We start from the raw sequence: 20780 nt of genomic DNA, 5'->3' as shown, positions 1-20780 counted from the left end.
CTAAAAAGCAGAAAGTCTAGCAGTTACAAAATTAATGTTCCTAGTTTTACAAAAAACTTTGGCTTATCTTAAATAAAGATAAGCCTTTTTATTTTCAACTACTTTTCATCATTCTCACAGAAAACCAACCTAACACCGCAATAATAATAAGCATAATTGCCCACAGCCAAGTCTTACTGATAAACAGTGGAGAAACTGGTTCTGGCTGTTCTTTTGGAATAATCTCTTCGCTACCCAAATTGATCGATTGCAAATCTTCAGGAACATTCTCCTCGAATCTGGCAATGTCATATTCTGGGCTAGAAAGATATTCTTGCCCATAAACCAGATAATATTCTGCTGGTTTTGTAAACCTACCTAACAACTCATATACGTTCCCTTTTACTTCTACTGAACTGATATTCAGCGGTTCATTGTCATAGTTTTCGACAATCACTTTTAGCTGTTGGGTAACTATATTCTGAAATTTAAATTCATTATTTTCTATGGAACTTAACACACCCGTTTTTACTGAGCTGTAATTATACTTCCAGCCTTTATCGGTGTTAAATCTATCTGTTTGGTACTGCAATCGCATATTTCTGTAGTAATCAAATTCATCTTTAATATTGAACTTGATATAACTTACAGGAACTTGCTGAGACAATTTTACCTCTAATACAGTTTGCTTTTGCTCTTTATTTTCAGTGACTTTAAAAGACTCGATTTTATAGTCTCGGTATTCCCCTTCGACTAGCTCATTAAAAGATACTTTCGCTGTTAACAGTTCTGGTTTTTCTTTAGCAGGAACTTGCAACCTAAAATATTTATACTTTGCCGCAGGGAAAGACAAACGGGTAAATTTATAATCTGTCAAATTGTTTTTGATAGACATAATTCTGTAATCTTCTAACACAGTAAACCACTGTTGCTGGTTCTGGCTACCTTCTAGTTTTACCTTCCAATCGAAATTTGACTGGCCAAAATCTAATACAATTCTATTTACCTTCTTACTACCTGGAATTTCGAGTGTATAGAAATAGTTCTGCCCATTTTTTGCCTGATTAATCACCTCAAAACTCACCTCATTTACTTCTAGCTGATCACTTTTTAGCTTTAAAATGTAGGGAGCTTCAATAGTATCATTTCCTTCTGAAACACCATAAATTCTAATATCACTCAGATTTTCATTGAGTTTAGTAAACATTTCATCTGGCAATTCCATGTTATGCCATTGGTTTGAAATTCCGCTTAATTTCCTTTTGTAACTGAATTGATCTATCTGCGCAAAAATACTGCTAACCATTAGCAGTAACATTGCCGTAAAGCAGCTCTTAACTTTCCACTTCATCTGAAATAACATGCTTGTATTTGTTGTAAATAAATGAGATGATTAACAGTAATATTCCCAGCGATACAAAAACAATTGTTTTTGCGATAGTATCGAGATGCGAAATATCGTAGAAAAACAGTTTGAGTAGCGTAACTGCCAATAAACCTATCGCTCCAATGCGGATGTGCTTTTTCTTTTGCGAAATACCCAATACGATTAAGAGCAGTGAATACACACCCCACAAAATACTCAATCCGAATTTGTAAGTTTGGTCTGAACCAGCAATATCCATCCAACCGATTAACTCACTACTTAAAATCCACAAGAGGGAAACATGAAACAGTAAATCGAAAATAACTCTGTATTTTTTCTCTGTAAACTCCTGTTTCACATACATAAAACAAGTGTACATTAAAACTGCAAAGAAGGCGATTGACACATAGCGTATACCAAGATGAAATGCCCCTCTGTTATAGTATTCGGCATTTTCTTGTAGCAAATAGCTTGTTCTTAAATCACTAATATCATACAGACCTTCTGTTAAAAAGATGCCTATTGCCAATATATTTAATCCGATATTGAGCATGCTCAATTTCTTGTTTTTCAGTTTCTTAAGATTGATTACTGAAAGTATACTCAAAAACAGCAGTGAATAATTAATTACCCAAATAGACTTGAAAAGCCTCAAGTCGTGATTCATAATAAAATCAGTATAGGAATCTGTTTCTGTATTTAGCTGAATTTCTGAAGCATAGTAAAGCTGCTCCCAATACATTTTTATCTCTAACCTAAAAGTACTGTAGAGTACAAACAAGAAAACTAATGGCAAACAATATTGAATAAACTTATAAAGCTTTTTCTGCTCTAACAGCTTCGCAGGATAATTTTTATTCTGATTGAGATAATTGATCAACCCAAAAAATCCTGAAACTAAAATTGAACTCAAGAAAGCTATATTGAACACTGGTGTTTTTGGTTGATCGTAAGCATAAGTGTAACTATCGTAAATATCTCCCCAATCTTCTAACAGGCTAAAAAACGCCAAAAAGAATAGTGTATAGGAAATCTTCTCGATAAAAGTGACTTGCTTAGTTCTGCCAATCCAGAAAAGTAATGCGGCTTCTCCTGCCCAAAGCAAAGTAACCCAGTTGCCATCTAACTGAACCGGAATTGCCATGGTAATAAATATCATTACCATTCCTAGTGCTAGATAAAGCAGGTTTCTATCAACTTCAGATTTTTTGTAGATGATTAAACTCACTGCAAAATGTAGTACAGCATTGAACAAGGTAAACAAGCCTAAAAGCTCTTTTCCGATTTCATGTTGATCGAGTATGGCAAAGCTTAAACCGAAAAACACAAAAGAGTTTAATAAAACCAATACGACATCTCGCTTTTCAAACTTCTCTTTTTGCATGAGTTTGTAAGCAAGAAATATGGCGTAAAAGGTAATAAAGTAAATAGGTAAAAATGTAAGCGCAATGCCAAAATGCGCTGAGCTATTATAGTCGATAACATACCAAGAGCTTACAATTAACCATGTAAAGATGAAAGCTGCATAGTATAGGGCTTTCCAGTACTTTTTAAAGGCAATAATGAGTATACCAATATTGATAATCGCCATATAAATGAACAATACCACTACCTTCCCCGAACCATCGCTCAAGAGAAACGGAACAGCATAAGCGCCAACTAAGCCAAAAACAGCAATAACTTGCTTATTGTAGTTAATCGCAGCCAACACAGTAAATGCCGTAAAGACCACCATTAATGCAAAAGTCATCTCCTGTGGTATTAACTCATAAAAACTATAAGCAGCAAAGGTGATAAAATACATGATTGCCATTGAGCCACTGAGCAATACTGCACTAAAGTTTGAATAGTTTTTCTTCAGTTTGATCGCAAAACCCAATAAGCCTGCACCAAGTGCATAACCCATTATAATTCTGGTTAAGGGACTAAGCAACTCATTATCAATGGCATATTTCACACCCACTCCTACACCAATTACGGTAATGAGAATACCTATTTTGCTTATTAGGTTTTCGCCAATAAACTTTTCAAGATTTACAGGTAGCTTTGGTAACTCTCTTGGTTTGCGAGGAGCCTTTTTTACTTGTTGAGGTTTCGCTTCAGGAATAGCATATTCTTCTGTAACTATGCTTTCTTTTACTAAATCCTCCTGCTGCACTTCTGCTTTTTCATCAAAAACAGATTGTTGTTCAGTCTCCGAAGGCTGATAATCAGCACTTTGCAGAAGTTTGAGCTGCTCTCTAATTGTCTTTATTTCTTTTGAAAATGCTTCGTGTTTCCGTTCGAGCACATCCAACCTTATAGTTAGCAGATTTAATTTTTTATCGCGGTCGTTCATGAAAAGAGCTGCCTAGGTCAAAAAGTATTTGTAACAGTTTTGCAACGTATCCCCTGAGTGAATGTTTCAAAAGAAGCTATTGCAAAACCCAACAATCAGTCAAATATAAATCAACAGATATTCAAATTTACAGAATAATGATGTTCTGTTAGCCAACTCTATTAAAAAATTAGTTAGCTAAAGACTTCCAAAAAAATATATTTTAACCAAACATGGTTTTCTGTTTTCCGAGTATTCTCATCTTTCCTTCAACCTCTTCGAGTTGATAGCCATACTTGGAAAAACACCACTCTTTAAACTGGAGATTATAATCAGGAAGCTTTAAACCAATAAAAGCTGTCATAAGCATACTGGTCTTAGCCTTATCGCGGTTGATTTTTCCGTTTTTGATAAATTTTGAAGTAAACAGCTTATTTTTCTCTGCATACTCTTCAAAAGCCTTCCATTCATCTTCACTCAAATCATTAATTTTAGATTGAGCCAATACAGAGCGGAAATCTTCAAACTGCTCTTTTAATTGAATAATTATGGCAGCCTCTTTTTGGTAAGAATCAGATTGTTTTCTATTCAGTTCTACTTGTTGTGTTTTTTCTAACTCAGGTTGCTTTTGAAATGCAGATTTCGGCTGGGCATTTCTTTCTAAAAGTGTAATTAAATAAGCAGCTTGATTTTTCACCTTTCCAGCTTTATAACCTTCTTTGGTATCGTTGATATGCGCCTTTATCAATGCCACATCTTTCTGCTCTTTATCTATGTATTTAATTACCTGCTTTTCTGTTAAACCCATTTCCTTCATATCTTCCTTTAACTCGTGATTGGGGTCGTTTATCAGCTCTTGCTTACTTCTATCTTTATTGTAGATATAAAATTTGATCGAAGTTACTTTTCTTCCAGTTTTGAGTTCTTCGTATTTAAACCATAAATCACACTTTTTATCCGGGTTATCGAAATTCCACTTCAATTCATCTTTTGCCGGATCAAGCACACGTTTCTTAAACATGCCATACTTCTTGTACTTCTCTGTCTCGATTCCCAACATATCTCGCAAATCCATCAACTCAAATACCCTTTCACCAATCAGTTCGAATGATTTTAGCAACTCATATATCCTAATTGAAAATTGGCTACGCATTCCCAAAACACTTCTAATATCGTAAATGGTAAACCTTTGCTTTAAGTCTAGCAAATAAGGTTTCAACTTGGGGTCAATCAATATTTCAACACAACCTTTCTTTGGTTTGTACTCCGCACTACTCACAAAACCGATATGGAGAAAGCCTCCACCCTCTCTGGGAATCTCCAACCTTCTGGCAACTAATGATTCAGACACCTCTCTTATTTGCTCATACACATTTTTAGAGCTAGTACCTGTCATTTTAATAAATTTCTTCACTGGTACTACATATCTTTGGAAATCTTTATCATTGGGTTCAATCTGTGCAATGGCTAATAAGTATAATTTATTCTCTGTGGGAGATAACTTATAGCGTGCATTAATTAGATCGTTCCCTTTGGTTACTAATGTGTTATTTTTTCTGTCTTCCATAAGATGTGCAAACCTTCTGTTTGCCTTAAAGATAACATCAATTTCCTGATGTTATCAAGTAAAAAGTAAAAAAATTTAGTTACACCCCAATAGCGTTATCTTTAATTTGTATTAGAAGAATACTCAAGTAATAAAAAAATCATAAACAACACTATATCAGATAGTTATAGTCTATTTATTCTATAATCATATAATGAGTTTAAAGCTTCACAAACCCCATTAATGTTACTTTAAATGTTAAACAAAGTATACGACTCTCAATCGACCCCAATAATGTTATAGTATAGCCCCATTTATGTTATCTTAATCAAAAATCTTTTCATAAAATCTTATTTTTCGGTAAAAAAATTTTATTAAATCTCGCAACAGACCCCAATTATGTTATCTTATACTTTGTTATATGGTCACACATATTAGCAAATCATCTAAAGGTAACACGACCCCAAAACAGTTACCATTAAAGATTTAGCTGAAGAATTTAGATTACTTCTATCAGCTCAAAAAACGTTATCTTATAACCCCATTTATGTTATTCTTATATGATAAATCGTACTTGTATCATCTTAAATGAAGATTTTAATCTTTATGTTTACCTTTAGCCCCAATAATGTTACCTTGCTTTACTATAACATTATTGGGGTTATTTATTAGCAATCCCCAAATATGTTATCATTAAAACCCTATTTATGTTATCCAAAGCTAAAAATATAATCACAAACACCTGATTATCAATTAATTAAAAACAATTCCCCAGAAACGTTATCCTCTCCCTAATGATGTTATCTTTTAATCCCTATAAATGTTATCTTAGTAGTATATATTTATAGTTATCTATTTGATTAACAACTAGTTATTTATTGATTCCCCATTTACGTTATACACACCCTTAATATGTTATCTATAAGTGTTTCAATAGATTGATAATCAAGTAATTATAGAGGGCTAAATATTAGTTAGATAGTTATAATAAAACACGTACGTAGTTTTTATTTGAAATGAAGAATTAGGTTTTTAAAGATAACTATTGAACTATTAGAATTCTGTAAACCCCATTTATGTTATTTTAATTTCCATGATAGTTTCTTTATATCTCAATATTATGTTTGATTAAATTATTTCTTAAGTCTATAATTCTACAATATCACTTTCTTATAATTGTATATTTTATCTTGCTGTTTTAGTATTTTGATTTAAAATATTAAAATGTGATAAAAATATATGATATAAATTAATCTTATAACACATGATATAAGATAAAATAAAAAAATAGGCTATTAAAATGTTTTATTATCACATGATAAAAACTTATATTTGTACTATAAGTTAAAAATATATAATTAAGTAATAGACTTTTAGTATATTTATATATGTCATCTCAGAAAGTTATAACATTTGCGAATCAAAAAGGGGGAGTTGGTAAGAGCACGATCTCTGCACTTGTAGCCCAGTTTTTATCAAGAAGAAATGTAAAAACATTATTGATTTCTGTTGATAGTCAGTCTAACAGCCCATCGTGGTTGGGTATTAAGAATAACCAAGGTAAAGAATTTGCCGATTTGGTTATTCAAGATTTGGAAATAGAAGATGTAGTTCACTCAGTGAATGATTACTTAGATGTGATTCCTAATTCGATTAGAGGTAACACCGCAGAGTTGATTCTGGCGGGTATGTCTAACAGAGAATTGCTTTTAAAACGCAAGCTTAAAAAGACAGATTACGAAATTGTAATTCTCGATGTAGCTCCTTCAATTGCGCTTGGAACTGCAAATGCTATACTGGCATCTACTCATATTTTCTTAGTTTCTTTGTTAGAAGAAGCTAGCTTAAGAGGTTTGGCAACTATCTCTTCCAAAATTAATGAGCTTAAAGAAAATGAACTACCAGTAGCAGATATTACTGGAATTATTCTTAACCGAACCAACATTTCTTTGCGCAGTGGACATGGAAAAATGTGTATGCAAATGGTAGAAAGAAATTACAATGGGCTGGTGCTTGATAATTATTTATTGCAAAATATTGATCTTACAAATGCTTGTGCCAGAGGAGAATTTTTAGAAGATTACAATCCGCAAAGTAAAGCCATTGTTAATGCCACAAGTTTAACCAACGAAATACTGGAAAGACTATGAAAAAGAAACAACTCTCAGAAGAGAACTTCGATTTTTTCAATGTAAACTCCGAATTGAAAAAATATGAGCAAAAGCCTGCTGCTACAGAAGAGGAAAATACTGAAAGTGCTGAGGTAAAGACAGAAGCTAAAAAGGCAAAAAATGAAGAGAAGAGTGAAGCAACTCCAGTAGTTAAGAAAGCTGCCACTACCAAAAAGAAGGTTTCTAAAGTTGATGAGCTTTTTGTGATAGAGGAGGAGGAGAAAGATCCTTTTAAAACAGTACAAGTTCGTACTTCTTTGTGGAAGAAAGCAGAAGAAATTTCTAAAAAGATTGAATCTAAAACCGGAAAGAAATATTCGGCAACCAAAGTGCTAAATAGAATATTAGAAGATTATTTTGCCTAATTTTAATAATTAGGCTTTTTAAGCTCTTTTTCCTGTATATTGAATTACTCCTCGTTTCACCTCAAATTGAGGCTTAGATGTAATAATTTGCTGTATTTTTCAAGTTTTTAGACTTGTCTAGTGAGCTATATGAACCTTTTGAAGTTTTTCTTATTCATCAAGCCTTTTAATGTCGTGTTCTTCTGGAATTTCTTCTGGTTTAATTCCCGATTTGCCCAGTACTTCTCTCACCTCACCATGATGGATTTTAGCTGTGCTTTCCATGCTTTCTAGCGAATCACCTTCTTTGATGTTGGTACGAGTAAGTTCGACTGCAAAATCTCGGCCTTTGAGGAGTAATAAATTCAAGTTGGCATCTTCCACCAATTTGCCATTAAATAACACTTTTCTGCCTTCGGTATCAATCTGCAAATAGTCAGCATCAGAAAAACCATTTTCTAAAACACGTTCCTTTAACCGCTCCAACGAGTCTTGTAATTTCGAAAATGCCTCAAATCTTTTATTCTTATAAAGCTCAATTAAAGCTTCTTCTGCCTTAATAAAATACCTTCTGGCTTCTCTTCCTTTGGCGTTGTTTTCCACCATAGAGAGCTCCTTGGCCATATTTAAGGTAAGTGCATAGTCGATGGTTTCTTGCTTTCCACCAGGGGTGTCTAAAATTTTAGATACCCTTACATAATCTTCATTTTCTAAGAATTCGTATCGCTTAATTCTGTTTCTAAACCAATCGGCAAATCTACTTTTTGGTCCCAGAAACTTGTGCAGTTCTTTGGCTGATACTGTTCTCCCGTCGTAAATTTTAATTAATTCCATACCCGTATATTTCAAAAAATGAAGATTGAAAGACAAATATAAAGTTAAGACTTTAAACTGATTTGAAGAAAAAAACAAACCCCTTCTTGTCATGAAAGATAACAGAAAAGGGGCTGTGATATACAAATATCACAGAATCAGGGATCAAGTGCGTCTGAATTATCTCTATGTAAAGATTCGATCTTTGGAGAAAATTCTATATCGTGTTGGTTAAGCCTTTTATGCAGTTGGTAAGGCACATAACCGAGTTCTTCCATCGAGCGTTTGTCGAGCCCCATATCGCTAATATAGTAACTTTGATACTTGGTCGTAGTTACCAGTGCTAACTTATCTGCAGGAATGCCATATTGGTAAATCAGTCTGGCTGCGTTTCTAAAATTGGTAGTTGTATGTCTGGCATGTGGCTCAATTAGAATAGCACTTTCGGGTATTCCCAAACGTTCAATCAAGTCTTTTTTCATTTCAATTGCCTCGCAAAAAGGAGTTTGAAATGGGTGTACATAGCCACCAGAAACGATAATTAATGGCGCTTTTCCCTCTTTGTATCTTTTGGCAGCCAACTCATCGCGCAGTTTACCTAATGGGCTTAAAGCTAAGTGTGCTTCATCTGGACCATGACCGGGAACCAGAATTACCGAATATGGATAGTCATTCCAATTGATGTTGGGGATGTGCTGTAAGGCTGTTGCATTTTCCTTTACCTCCATTGGTTCAAATCGCGCTGCTTCATCTCTGTTGTTAATCTCCATTAAACCCAAAGTAAATGCCAATGAAGGTTGAAAGAACAAGCTCATTTCATCTGTTTGCTCAGCCAAAATGCCATTTAAACAATCCACCAAACGTTGATAATAAACCCCATTTATGTTATAGCTCACAGAGTCAATCTTTGCATAGTGAGGTTTTTCAGCAAGTGCATAAACATTTATCAACCTGTTTATTCCATTTGCTGCATCTTCCCAAGATTTTAAAATGAGGCTTTCATTATCTAGCTCATTGTAAAGTTGGAAATAGCCAGAAGGTTTTATGTGTTGTTCGATTAGTTGCTTAAAAATTAATGATGATTGTGTTAGCTTTTGCAATTCTTTACCAATCAATTCAATTTCATCATCAGTCCATATTAATCCATTGGTGTGGCAGCTAAGGTCCTCTCGGCAGTTCTGAGCAGCATTTTGTAAAGCATTTTTCTTGTCAGATGCAATTTTTGAAAGTGTACTGTTTTCTGCTAGTACTTTATTGAGTTCAGGGATTTTCTCAAAAAGCGTAAGTAGATAAAAGTTTTTGTCTTGCACATAGTTGCCAGGGTTTACTGGATTGTAAAGTCGGTATTGTTGTCCTAACAAAACGTAGGGGAGAATAAAGATTAGCGCTAGAAGAAAGATTGTTTTGTTTGTAGTCATTAATTTATTGAAATATCTGAGTATTGAATTTTGATTTGAAGCTGCAATATTTGCGAATAAGCCCCGATAGCACAAGCTGGCATATTACCGAATAGTGACAATTCTGGTAGCGGAATTTTAAGAATGCCAATCAATGGCAAATAGCATTCATTTTAAGCCCATTTTTAACAATCTCTTGAATGAAACTTAAAGGAAAATTAATGGAGTAAAAATAGAGGTTATCTCATTCTATATTGAAGGGATAATTAAGTGTTAATAATAATAATACTTTTAAATTTTTATTTAAAAATCGCTTTTAATACCATAAATTGGCGGGTAGTTAATAAATGCCATACTATTTTTTAGCTATGTAATAGCTTTCAAAATAGCTAACAAACTAAACTCATTTAGATGAAGATAAAACTACTACTATTAATTTTTGTAGCGTTTCCACTGATTAGTATAGCCCAAATTGTAGATATTCCAGATGCTAACTTTAAGTCCGCTTTGATAAACAACCATATAAATAATTTTCTAATTGATACAAATGGAGATGGTGAAATTCAAGTAACCGAAGCTAATGCATATAGTGGCGGAATATATGTGTCGTATGAAAATATTTCAGACTTAACTGGTATCGAGGCTTTTATAAATATAACTAAACTTAAATGTGATAGAAATAATTTAACGTCACTTGATTTGTCTCAGAATGTAGCTTTAAAAGAATTATATTGTGGGAATAATAGTATAAGAGATATAAATCTATCACAAAACAAATCTTTAACATATTTAGATTGTACAGAAAATTTATTAGAAAGTTTAGATGTTTCCGAAAATACAGCATTAGAACTTTTATACTGTTACAATAATCAAATTAAAAGTTTGGATGTTTCAAAAAACATTGAATTATCTAAATTAAGATTTAGGTTTAATCAAATTAAAAGTTTAAATATATCTCAAAATTCAAAGCTCAAAATATTAGATTGTAGTGAGAATCAGATTGATTTATTAGACTTATCTTCTAATATATTCTTGACAGAACTAGATTGTTACAATAATAATATTGAGAAATTAGATGTAACAAAGAATACATTTCTTGTTAGATTAGAATGTAGAGGCAATCAACTTTCAAGTTTAGATGTTTCTAAAAATATCTCTTTAAGTTATTTAAACTGTGCTGGAAATCATCAAATATCGGGATTAGATATTTCTGCAAATACTTTGCTTAAATCTTTAGAGTGTCAATATAATGATTTGAGATATCTAAATCTTGCAAATGGCAGTAACAGTATTCTTGAAGAAGTTGATGTAAAAGGAAATTATTTTTTAAGGTGTATTCAAATTGACGAAGGCTTTGTGCCGCCTGAGACTTGGGTAAAAGGTGAACATGCTAGTTTTAGTAATGATTGTAGTAAAACTGTAAATATTCCTGATCCAGTTTTTAAATCCATTCTTGTTGGGGATGAATATATAAATGTAAATGGAGATAGTGAAATACAACTTGCAGAAGCCAATGAGTATTTTGAAAGTATAAATATAAGTAACACATTAGTTGAAGACCTAACAGGTATAGAGGAGTTTACTTCTTTAATAACTTTCCATTGTGTGGGTAGTCAATTGAAAGAACTCAATCTATCTAATAACAAAGCTCTGCAAGTACTTAGTCTTGGAGGAAGTCAATTAGTGAAAGTTGATTTATCTAATAATACTGAATTAGAAGAATTATCTTGTTATGAGAGTAAATTTGAAGTTATTGATTTATCTAATAATACGAAACTAAAAATTTTAAAAAGTTACGATAATCAAATAGTAAGTTTAGATCTATCATATAATATAGCTCTAACTGATTTAATATTATTTGATAACAAAATATCTTCACTGAATATCTCTAAAAATATCAATTTGTCTTCCTTAAGATGTTCAAGGAATAAATTTACTTCATTAGATATTTCAGGAAATATTAATTTGACAGATTTGTACTGTGTTGGAAATTTTTTAAGTGAGTTAGATGTGAGTGAAAATGTTTTGCTTGAAAGCTTATACCTAGGTGATAATCAGCTTAATAAACTAGATTTAAGTAAAAATATTGAATTACGAGAATTGTCTTTTGATCAAAATCAACTTACAGAGATAGATGTGTCAAATAATGTATTATTAAATAGTTTTTACTCTTCTGAAAATCAGCTAGTAAATTTAGATTTATCAAAAAATCCATTATTAAAAAATATTACTTGTGTTAAGAATGATTTAAGATCATTAAACATAGCTAATGGTAATAACAGTGCAATCGAATATTTATGGGCAACTGATAACCCTCAATTGAGATGTATACAAATAGATGAAGGTTTTACCCCTCCTGATGATTGGGACCATTTAGAGTTTTCTTATAACTCAGATTGTAGTTCCATAAATCAAGAAATAGTAGAAATCCCCGACGCAAATTTTAAGCAAATTCTTGTAAATGACTATTCTATAAATACAGATAGAGATGGAGAAATCCAACGTTTTGAGGCTCATGCATATGAAGGGACATTGGATGTAAGCAACAAAAATATTTCAGATTTAACAGGTATAGAAGAGTTTATATCTATAAAAAGACTTTATTGCTCAAATAATAATTTAACATCATTAGATGTAACTCAAAATGTGAAATTGCTTGTGTTAAGATGCAACAACAACTTTATTGAAACATTAGATATCTCTCAAAATATAGATTTATATTCTCTAGACTTTAGTGAAAATAAATTAACATCACTAAATGCATCTCAAAATACTCAATTAACAGATATAGTTTCTCTTTCTAATGAGTTGAATTCAATAAATATTTCTGGTTGTGAAAAATTAGAATACTTAGATTTAAGACATAACCAATTAAATTCTTTAGATATTACAAATAATGAATTGCTTGAAACATTATATTGTTCGAGTAATCAATTGTCTAAATTAGATGTTTCTAACAATTCGTTACTTACTACAATATCTTGTTATAGTAATCTATTGGCATCATTGGATGTATCAAATAATTATATCTTAAAGCAATTAAGTTTTACAGATAATCAGATTTCATCAATAGATGTATCAAATAATACTTCTCTTAGTTCATTGAATTGTTCTAATAATAAACTTACATCAATAGATGTATCAAATAATATATTATTAAGGACACTGGATTGCGCTGAAAATCAATTGACTTCATTAGATTTATCAAAAATAACTGAATTAGTAAAGTTAGAATGTGATAATAATCAAATATCAAAATTAGACATTCGTCAAAATATAGCATTAACTGATGTGAATTGTCATAGTAATGAGTTGAAGTCAATAGATGTATCTGAGAATATTGCATTAAAAAACTTAACATGTTATAATAATCAGATTTCATCAATTGATGTATCAAATAATAAGCTTTTAAGTTTTTTCTATATAAAAGATAATTTATTTGAGGATTTAGATGTATCAAATAACCTATTACTTTCAACACTTATGTGTTCTGGCAATCAATTAACTAATATTGATTTATCTCAAAATACTAGTATGAGATATTTGGATTGCTCCAATAATCTATTGACCTCCCTTAATTTGGCAAATGGTAGTAACACATCAATGTATGAGGCATATTTTACTGAAAACCCAAGCTTAAATTGCATACAGATAGATGAAGGTTTTACACCTACAGAAACTTGGCTTTTTGATGAACAAACAAGTTTTAGTGATAACTGTGATAAAACGATCTGGTATGCTGATACAGATGGCGATGGCTATGGAAATGCAGATAGTATTGTAGAAGCAACAGATCAGCCAGAAGGCTATGTGTTAGATAACACTGATTGCGATGATACAGATGCAACTGTGAATCCAGAGAAAGTGTGGTATGCAGATACAGACGGAGATGGCTATGGAAATGCAAGCTCAAGTATCCAATCATGCGAGCAACCAGAGGGCTATGTGTTAGATAATACAGACTGCGATGATTCAAACAAGACTGTATATCCAAATGCAGTAGAGTTGTGTGATGGTTTGGATAATGATTGTGATGGCGAAATAGACGAAGGTGCCACAGAGATGGGCACATGGTATGCAGATTCAGACGGAGACGGCTATGGAAACCCATTAGCAAGCATAGAATCGTGTGAACAACCAGAAGGTTATGTTGCCAATGACAGTGATTGTGATGATGCAGATGCAGCTATCAACCCTGAAAAAGTGTGGTATGCAGATGTAGATGGCGATGGTTATGGAAATGCAAGTTCAAGTACCCAGTCATGCGAACAACCAGAAGGCTATGTGTTAGATAATACAGACTGCGATGATACAAACAAGACTGTATATCCTAATGCAGTGGAGTTGTGTGATGGTTTGGATAATGATTGTGATGGCGAAATAGATGAAGGTGCCACAGAGATGGGTACGTGGTATGCAGATTCAGACGGAGACGGCTATGGAAATCCATCAGCAAGCATAGAATCCTGCGAACAGCCAGAAGGTTATGTTGCCAATGACAGCGATTGTAACGATGCAGATGCCACTATTAATCCAGAGAAGGTGTGGTATGCAGATGTAGATGGCGATGGTTATGGAAATGCAAGCTCAAGTATCCAATCATGCGAGCAACCAGAGGGCTATGTGTTAGATAATACTGATTGCGATGATTCAAACAAGACTGTATATCCTAATGCAGTAGAGTTGTGTGATGGTTTGGATAACGATTGTGATGGTGAAATAGACGAAGGTGCCACGGAGATGGGCACATGGTATGCAGATACAGACGGAGACGGCTATGGAAATCCATCAGCAAGCATAGAATCCTGTGACCAGCCAGCAGGTTATGTTGCCAATGACAGCGATTGTAACGATGCAGATGCCACTATTAATCCAGAGAAAGTGTGGTATGCAGATGTAGATGGGGACGGCTACGGAAATACAAGTTCAAGCATTCAAGCTTGCGAGCAACCAGAAGGCTATGTGTTAGATAATACTGATTGCGATGATTCAAACAAGACTGTATATCCAAATGCAGTAGAGTTGTGTGATGGTTTAGATAATGATTGTGATGGTGAAATAGACGAAGGTGCCACGGAAATGGGTACATGGTATTTAGATTTAGATGGAGACGGCTATGGGAATGGAAGTTCAAGTATTCAATCCTGTGAACAGCCAGCAGGTTATGTGGCAAATGACAGCGACTGTGATGATACAGATGCCACTATTAATCCAGAGAAAGTGTGGTATGCAGATGTAGATGGGGACGGCTACGGAAATGGAAGTTCAAGCATTCAAGCTTGCGAACAGCCTGAGGGCTATGTATTAGATAATACTGATTGCGATGATTCAAACAAGACTGTATATCCAAATGCAGTAGAGTTGTGTGATGGTTTGGATAACGATTGTGATGGCGAAATAGATGAAGGTGCCACTGAAATGGGTACATGGTATGCAGATATAGATGGCGATGGTTACGGAAATGCGAATTCAAGCATCCAATCCTGTGAACAGCCAGCAGGTTATGTGGCAAATGACAGCGATTGTGATGATACAGATGCGACTGTTAACCCAGAGAAAGTATGGCACGCAGATGTTGATGGGGACGGCTATGGAGATGCAAGTTCAAGCATTCAAGCTTGCGAGCAACCAGAGGGCTATGTGTTAGATAATACCGATTGCGATGATACAAACAATACAATTTACCCAGGGGCTGAAGAACTATTAGATGGATTAGATAATAACTGCGATGGAATTATAGAAGATCAAGTTGTTAGCTATAAAATTGGAGTCTCTTTAAGGGCAAAAGATAATCAACAAATTTCATCAGCAAATATAGTTCTTTATAGTATAGCGACTGGTTTTGAAGTAATAGCTGAAAAGAGCTGGGATAATACTTCTACTGTTTTTGAAGATATAGAAGAAGGTAACTATGTTGTTAAAGTAATCCCAGATTCTACACTTCACCCTAATTTGCTAACTACCTATTCTGGTAATGTACTGTTACTTTCAGAAGCTACACCGATTTCATTAAGTAAAAACACATCTATCCTTATAGAGGTTTTAACAAAGTCTAGTACTAATCAAGGTAGTTGTACAATTGAAGGTTTTGCATTATTGCAAGAAGGAAACAGCGGGGGAAGAGTTTATCAAAGTCTAGAAGAAGGTATACCACTACCCAATGTGCCTGTTTATGCTGAGTATGAAAGTACAGGAGAAATAGCTGCAAATGCAATTTCTGATGAAACTGGTTGGTTTAGATTAGAAGGCTTATATACTGGGGAGTACGTAATAAAAGCAGATTATAACGGTAAAATTATAGATTTAAACAGTTCTCAGGTCTCATTAGAAAATGAAAATTCTACGATTCAGATATTTGTGATTATTGGTGATGAAAAAATCTCTTCTATCGTAGAATCAGTAACTGGCATTTCAGATATGCTACTTCAAAAAGGGATAACCATTTATCCTAATCCTGTAACTAGCTTACTCATTGTAGAGCTAAATCAAAGTATTACCGATGTGAATATCAGCATCATGAATGCATCAGGTAGGAAAATAAAAGAACAAGCATATTCAGGAAATAAAACTACATTTGAGTTGAAAATGGATGAACTAGCAAGAGGTATTTATATCATTAATCTAGTTAGTAGTGATGGCATTGCAAACTGGAAAGTTGTAAAAAATTAACTAACGAACCCAACAAACATGGCAAACAAGATTATAATTACACTTTTGCTGAGTGTAATTGCAGCAACTGGCTTATTGGCTCAAAGTGAACTAACTGAAAAACATCAATTGGTAAGTGGAACTCGTGTGTGGATGATTCCGCCAGAAGGAGCAGTTCCCGGAATCGGTTTTAACGGATTCCAAATAGGGGAGGAAGGCGCAATTAACGTGATGGAAGTTAATCCTGGCAATTATTTCTCTAGTACCGAAAATGTTTCAAAAGAAAAATTTGAAACTAAAGGTATAAAAATGATGGATTTAGAAGAGTTAGAGTTAAATGGATATCCTGCCAAATATTTTTGTCTGCAAAGTGTAGATGATGAGACCTCTAAAACGCATAATCTAGTTTTTGGCGATAGTACTTTTTCTGTTATGCTCATTGGTGTAAATCCGGGAGTAGATGAAAATATGGATGCAGCAATGAAAACAGCCTTGCTTTCAACGCAGTATCAGAAAGAGATGGAAATAGACTATATGGCAAATGCGCCTTTCACATTAGATGATAGCGAAACAACTTTGAAGTTCGCGCAAGCAAATGCCAATATGTTTATTTTTACACCCGATGGAGTCACAGAAAATATTCAAAATACAACTATGTTGTTGGCGATTCCTTTGCCGTCTGATGGACTTACCACACCATCTGCCACTTGTGAGCTTATGCTAAATGGTCTCAAAGAAAAAGGCATTACCGACATCGAAATAATTAGTAGCGAAGAGCATAATATCAACGATTATACGGGGTACGAAATAATCGCTAAATCTACCATGGAAGGCAAGATGCTGAATATTTACATTCAAGTTGTAGCGGAAGATAAAGTACAAGTAGTTTTGCAGGGCATATCCGGTGGCGAAGAGTTTGATGTAGAAGTGTTTAGAGAATTGACACAGACTTTACACTTCAAATAAGTGGTATGACGACCAGACAAGAACACTTGGCCTTTTGTAGAATTTGTGTTTTAAGAAAGGCTAATCCTAAAATAGGCTTGGTTTGTTAGCTCACAGATAAGCATGCCGACTTTGAAGAATTTTGCGAAAACTTTGAGGAAGAAGAAGGGAAGAAAGAACAACATCTTGAGCAAAAGTTGAAAGTTTCTGGCGATGAAGAAGTAGGAGACCCTGTTAACTACGAAAAGAATAAATCGCTTGGTAAGTTTATTTTCTTTGGTGGGATCATCTTCTCCATTATGAGTATAGGAGCAGCTAAAGAGTTTGGTGGTTTATTTATTTTGCCTTTTGGTTTAGTGCTTTATGGAGCTAGACAATACATGAAGGGCGTAGAGCAGGAGAAGAATCACAAAGAATTTCAAAAGCTTAGTAACAAGTTGAACGAATATCAGAATAAAAAATCCTGAAAATTTTTCACACCTCAAATAGCGTACGGTCTGACTATTTAAAATTGCCATATAAAACATTTAAATAGTCAGATTATGTATGCAAAACCTAACATGTCACAAGAGCTATCGGCTCACGATTTTTTTCCTTATTTATTTCTTGTCAACCTATTTCCAATAGAGGTTCTGTTTCTTATCAATTTGGTGGTTACGATTTTTTTAGAGTGGATGTCTGAATAAAATCCTCAGCATGGGTTTCTAATGGGCACGACTAACAATATTCCTTTTTTAACAAAACCTGCTTTAAAAAAATGACCCCGTCTAGAATCAAAAAATTTCAACTGCAAAGAAATTCTCAGCCAAATAACAACGAACAAACAAATTATGAAGTCGTAATCGATCAATTATTAAAGCACAAAATTTCAATGAACCATGCTTTTGAAAAGGCTAATACCGAAGAAGAAAAGCTTGAGTTTCTATACAGTTTGCTCAACTATATTCAGGTAAAGCCAACTGTTTACTATTCGGTAAAGAAAATCCATGAGCTGTTGCGTGTGTTCTTAAAATCAGAATACAAGTACAGTTATCAGCACCTCAGAGATTTAACGCATGCATTTATAGGTGCAGATAACGAGTATCAGTATCAATTGCCTTATCAGCTATTATTAGATGTTTTTGAAAAAGAAATACAGGAGAATGGTTTAACAAATGAAGTGGAAGTGCTTTTAAAAGAATTAGTTATAACTGAAAGAAGATACTTTGGTGCAGAAGAAGAAAAAATTAATAGGAGAATTGCCATTTTGCTGAGCGATAAAAGTACTACACTTTTTGAAGGCAATGATGCGCTTGGCCATTATTTAGCTTCGCAAGACTACGCTAAAATAGAGCCTGTAATCCAATTTTTATTGAAAGGCTCTGGTAATTCAAAGCCAACAAAAAAATGGTTAAAAGAAGCCGAAAAGCTATTAAAAGAGCGAAAAGACGACTATCTACAAGAAATTATTCATGTTTGGTTTGATATCACCATATCAACCCTTGGTAGCATCCATAAATATTGGAAAGAAATAGATAGCTATTACTTTTTTGGTGAAAAGAACATACAAATTGTAAGAGGTGCTATTTGGCTTTGTGCTTTAATTAACGATGATAAACTTTCTGCCAAGATTGAAGAAATATGTCATCTGTCTTTCAAAAAGATTAGAGGTCATGGCGCTTTGTCTGTAAAAATTGGAAATGCTGGTTTGTATACATTCTCAATGTTGCCAGCAGAAACAGGCGTGTTTTTCATCACCAAAGTAAAAATGAAAACCAAATATCCATCAGTACAAAGTCATGTTGAGCGGTTGCTCAAAGAAATGGCCGAAGCAGGAGGAATGGATAAAGAGGAAATTGAAGAAATCGCAGTTCCGAGTTATGGATTAGGTGAAGATTTTACCTATTCCGAAGCATTTGAGAAGCAATCTTTCACCGCCGAAATTAAAATAGAATCGCTTAAAAAAGTGAGTTTGGGTTGGCAAAACAGCAATGGTAAAAGCCAGAAATCGATACCCAAGATTTTGAGAACAGAAAAGAAAGCCGATGTGAAGAGGATACAAGAGCTGAGAAAAGAGATTCAGGAAATTTTGATAGCACAAAGAGATCGTATTGAAGAACTTTATCTTAAAAAGAGACGCTGGTCGTATGCAATCTGGCAAAAGCGTTATCTAAATCATGCATTTATTGGTTTTCTAGCGCAAAAGTTAATTTGGGTTGCCAACACAGGAGAGCAATCTAATGCTTTTATTTATTTGGATGGCAAATTTGTAAATGCATTAAACGAAGAAGTAAAGATTTCAGAAGATACTGAAATACAACTTTGGCACCCGATACACAGCAAAGAAACGGAAATTAGCCAATGGAGAGCGTTTATGTATCAGCATCAGATACAACAACCTTTTAAGCAAGCTTTTAGAGAAATTTATCTGGTTACGGAGGCAGAAAAAAATACCTTTAACTATTCAAATCGTTTTGCAGCGCATATTCTCAAGCAACATCAGTTTACGGCACTTTGCAAGCACAGAGGTTGGTCTTACTCGCTAATGGGTGACTGGGATTCTCATAATACACCCGTGAAACGAATACCTGCTTGGGGAATTTCTACAGAGTTTTGGGTAGATTCTAATTTGCAGGGAATCCAAACTTCTGGCAATGGTATTTTTATGTACATATCCACAGATCAGGTGCGCTTTTATCAAGATGATAGAAGATTGGCGATGGAAGAAGTGCCCAAGATCGTGTTTTCTGAGATGATGCGTGATGTTGATATGTTTGTGGGTGTAACAAGCATTGGCAACGATACCAATTGGCAAGATGGCGGCAACAACGACATGTATACTTACTGGCACAGCTATTCATTTGGAAATTTAAATGAAATTGCCAAAACCAGAAAAAGCATTTTAGAGCAACTGGTTCCTAAATTAAAAATAAGTGATCAATGCAGTTTCGATGGAAAATTTCTTATTGTAGATGGCCAGTTGAAAACTTATAAAATTCATTTGGGGAGTGGCAATATTCTTATGAGCCCGCACGACCAGTATTTGTGTATAGTTCCAGATAGAAATAGCGATCAGGAAAAAGTGTATTTGCCCTTTGAGGGAGATCAAATGATTTCCATCATTTTAAGCAAAGCCTTTTTACTAGCAGAAGATCATAAAATCACTGATCAACTAATTCTAAGACAATTGTAAATAAAATAAAAGCCCATTTATAATCATTTATGGGCTTTAAATAGCATATTTATGCCAATTTTTAGGATAAAAAAAGGTTCTA

General features: G+C 33.8%; 11 protein-coding genes. 6 read left to right on the top strand and 5 right to left on the bottom strand.

All coding sequences use genetic code 11. From position 1 onward, the window contains the following. Positions 1-94: 94 nt before the first annotated feature. From OQ292_RS33520 to OQ292_RS33510, 3 genes are all read right to left on the bottom strand, one after another. Positions 95-1330 (bottom strand): DUF3999 family protein, encoded by a 1236-nt coding sequence (locus tag OQ292_RS33520; protein ID WP_284688498.1) that lies wholly within the window; start codon positions 1328-1330, stop codon positions 95-97. Further along, complete coding sequence (locus tag OQ292_RS33515; protein WP_284688497.1) at positions 1314-3683, bottom strand: DUF2339 domain-containing protein; 2370 nt, start codon at positions 3681-3683, stop codon at positions 1314-1316. Before OQ292_RS33515 ends, OQ292_RS33520 begins: the two co-directional genes overlap by 17 nt. A 202-nt stretch (positions 3684-3885) precedes the next feature. Next, a complete protein-coding gene (locus OQ292_RS33510; RefSeq protein ID WP_284688496.1) occupies positions 3886-5229 on the bottom strand; it encodes a replication initiation protein in 1344 nt (447 codons plus the stop codon). 1367 nt (positions 5230-6596) lie between these two features. Between OQ292_RS33510 and OQ292_RS33505 the strand changes: the two genes are divergently transcribed. After that, on the top strand, positions 6597-7358 hold the full coding sequence (locus tag OQ292_RS33505) for a ParA family protein (protein WP_284688495.1): 762 nt from the start codon (positions 6597-6599) through the stop codon (positions 7356-7358). After that, positions 7355-7744 carry a hypothetical protein gene (locus OQ292_RS33500; protein ID WP_284688494.1) on the top strand — a complete coding sequence of 130 codons (390 nt, stop codon included), beginning with the start codon at positions 7355-7357 and terminating at the stop codon, positions 7742-7744. The genes OQ292_RS33505 and OQ292_RS33500 overlap by 4 nt, the downstream gene beginning before the upstream one ends. 150 nt (positions 7745-7894) lie before the next feature. Here the strand turns inward: OQ292_RS33500 and OQ292_RS33495 are convergent, their stop codons facing one another. Further along, positions 7895-8557: an antA/AntB antirepressor family protein gene (locus tag OQ292_RS33495; RefSeq protein ID WP_284688493.1), complete on the bottom strand. Its 663-nt coding sequence runs from the start codon at positions 8555-8557 to the stop codon at positions 7895-7897. Positions 8558-8694: 137 nt separating this feature from the next. Then, positions 8695-9954: a YdcF family protein gene (locus OQ292_RS33490; RefSeq protein WP_284688492.1), complete on the bottom strand. Its 1260-nt coding sequence runs from the start codon at positions 9952-9954 to the stop codon at positions 8695-8697. 390 nt (positions 9955-10344) lie between these two features. On the opposite strand from OQ292_RS33490, the gene OQ292_RS33485 reads away from it, so the two are divergent. The 4 genes from OQ292_RS33485 to OQ292_RS33470 all read left to right on the top strand — a co-directional run bounded on the left by OQ292_RS33485 (position 10345) and on the right by OQ292_RS33470 (position 20698). Continuing rightward, positions 10345-16602 carry a MopE-related protein gene (locus OQ292_RS33485; RefSeq protein WP_284688491.1) on the top strand — a complete coding sequence of 2086 codons (6258 nt, stop codon included), beginning with the start codon at positions 10345-10347 and terminating at the stop codon, positions 16600-16602. 18 nt (positions 16603-16620) lie between these two features. Beyond that, on the top strand, positions 16621-17547 hold the full coding sequence (locus OQ292_RS33480) for a hypothetical protein (protein ID WP_284688490.1): 927 nt from the start codon (positions 16621-16623) through the stop codon (positions 17545-17547). 176 nt (positions 17548-17723) lie between these two features. Beyond that, positions 17724-17993, top strand: a complete 270-nt coding sequence (locus tag OQ292_RS33475; protein ID WP_284688489.1) for a hypothetical protein — start codon at positions 17724-17726, stop codon at positions 17991-17993. Between the two features lie 290 nt (positions 17994-18283). Next, a complete protein-coding gene (locus tag OQ292_RS33470; RefSeq protein ID WP_284688488.1) occupies positions 18284-20698 on the top strand; it encodes a DUF4132 domain-containing protein in 2415 nt (804 codons plus the stop codon). Positions 20699-20780: the final 82 nt, after the last annotated feature.

The organism is Chondrinema litorale (assembly GCF_026250525.1).
GTDB lineage: Bacteria > Bacteroidota > Bacteroidia > Cytophagales > Flammeovirgaceae > Chondrinema > Chondrinema litorale.
Note: the sequence above shows the minus strand (reverse complement) of the source record. Positions and strands in the feature narration are given on the sequence as shown.

Bases quoted from the DNA above. Each gene is read 5' to 3' on its own strand.
- OQ292_RS33480 (WP_284688490.1), top strand. From the start codon at position 16,621: ATGGCAAACAAGATTATAATTACACTTTTGCTGAGTGTAATTGCAGCA.
- OQ292_RS33505 (WP_284688495.1), top strand. From the start codon at position 6,597: ATGTCATCTCAGAAAGTTATAACATTTGCGAATCAAAAAGGGGGAGTT.
- OQ292_RS33485 (WP_284688491.1), top strand. From the start codon at position 10,345: ATGAAGATAAAACTACTACTATTAATTTTTGTAGCGTTTCCACTGATT.
- OQ292_RS33470 (WP_284688488.1), top strand. From the start codon at position 18,284: ATGACCCCGTCTAGAATCAAAAAATTTCAACTGCAAAGAAATTCTCAG.
- OQ292_RS33490 (WP_284688492.1), bottom strand. From the start codon at position 9,954: ATGACTACAAACAAAACAATCTTTCTTCTAGCGCTAATCTTTATTCTC.
- OQ292_RS33495 (WP_284688493.1), bottom strand. From the start codon at position 8,557: ATGGAATTAATTAAAATTTACGACGGGAGAACAGTATCAGCCAAAGAA.
- OQ292_RS33500 (WP_284688494.1), top strand. From the start codon at position 7,355: ATGAAAAAGAAACAACTCTCAGAAGAGAACTTCGATTTTTTCAATGTA.
- OQ292_RS33510 (WP_284688496.1), bottom strand. From the start codon at position 5,229: ATGGAAGACAGAAAAAATAACACATTAGTAACCAAAGGGAACGATCTA.
- OQ292_RS33515 (WP_284688497.1), bottom strand. From the start codon at position 3,683: ATGAACGACCGCGATAAAAAATTAAATCTGCTAACTATAAGGTTGGAT.
- OQ292_RS33520 (WP_284688498.1), bottom strand. From the start codon at position 1,330: ATGAAGTGGAAAGTTAAGAGCTGCTTTACGGCAATGTTACTGCTAATG.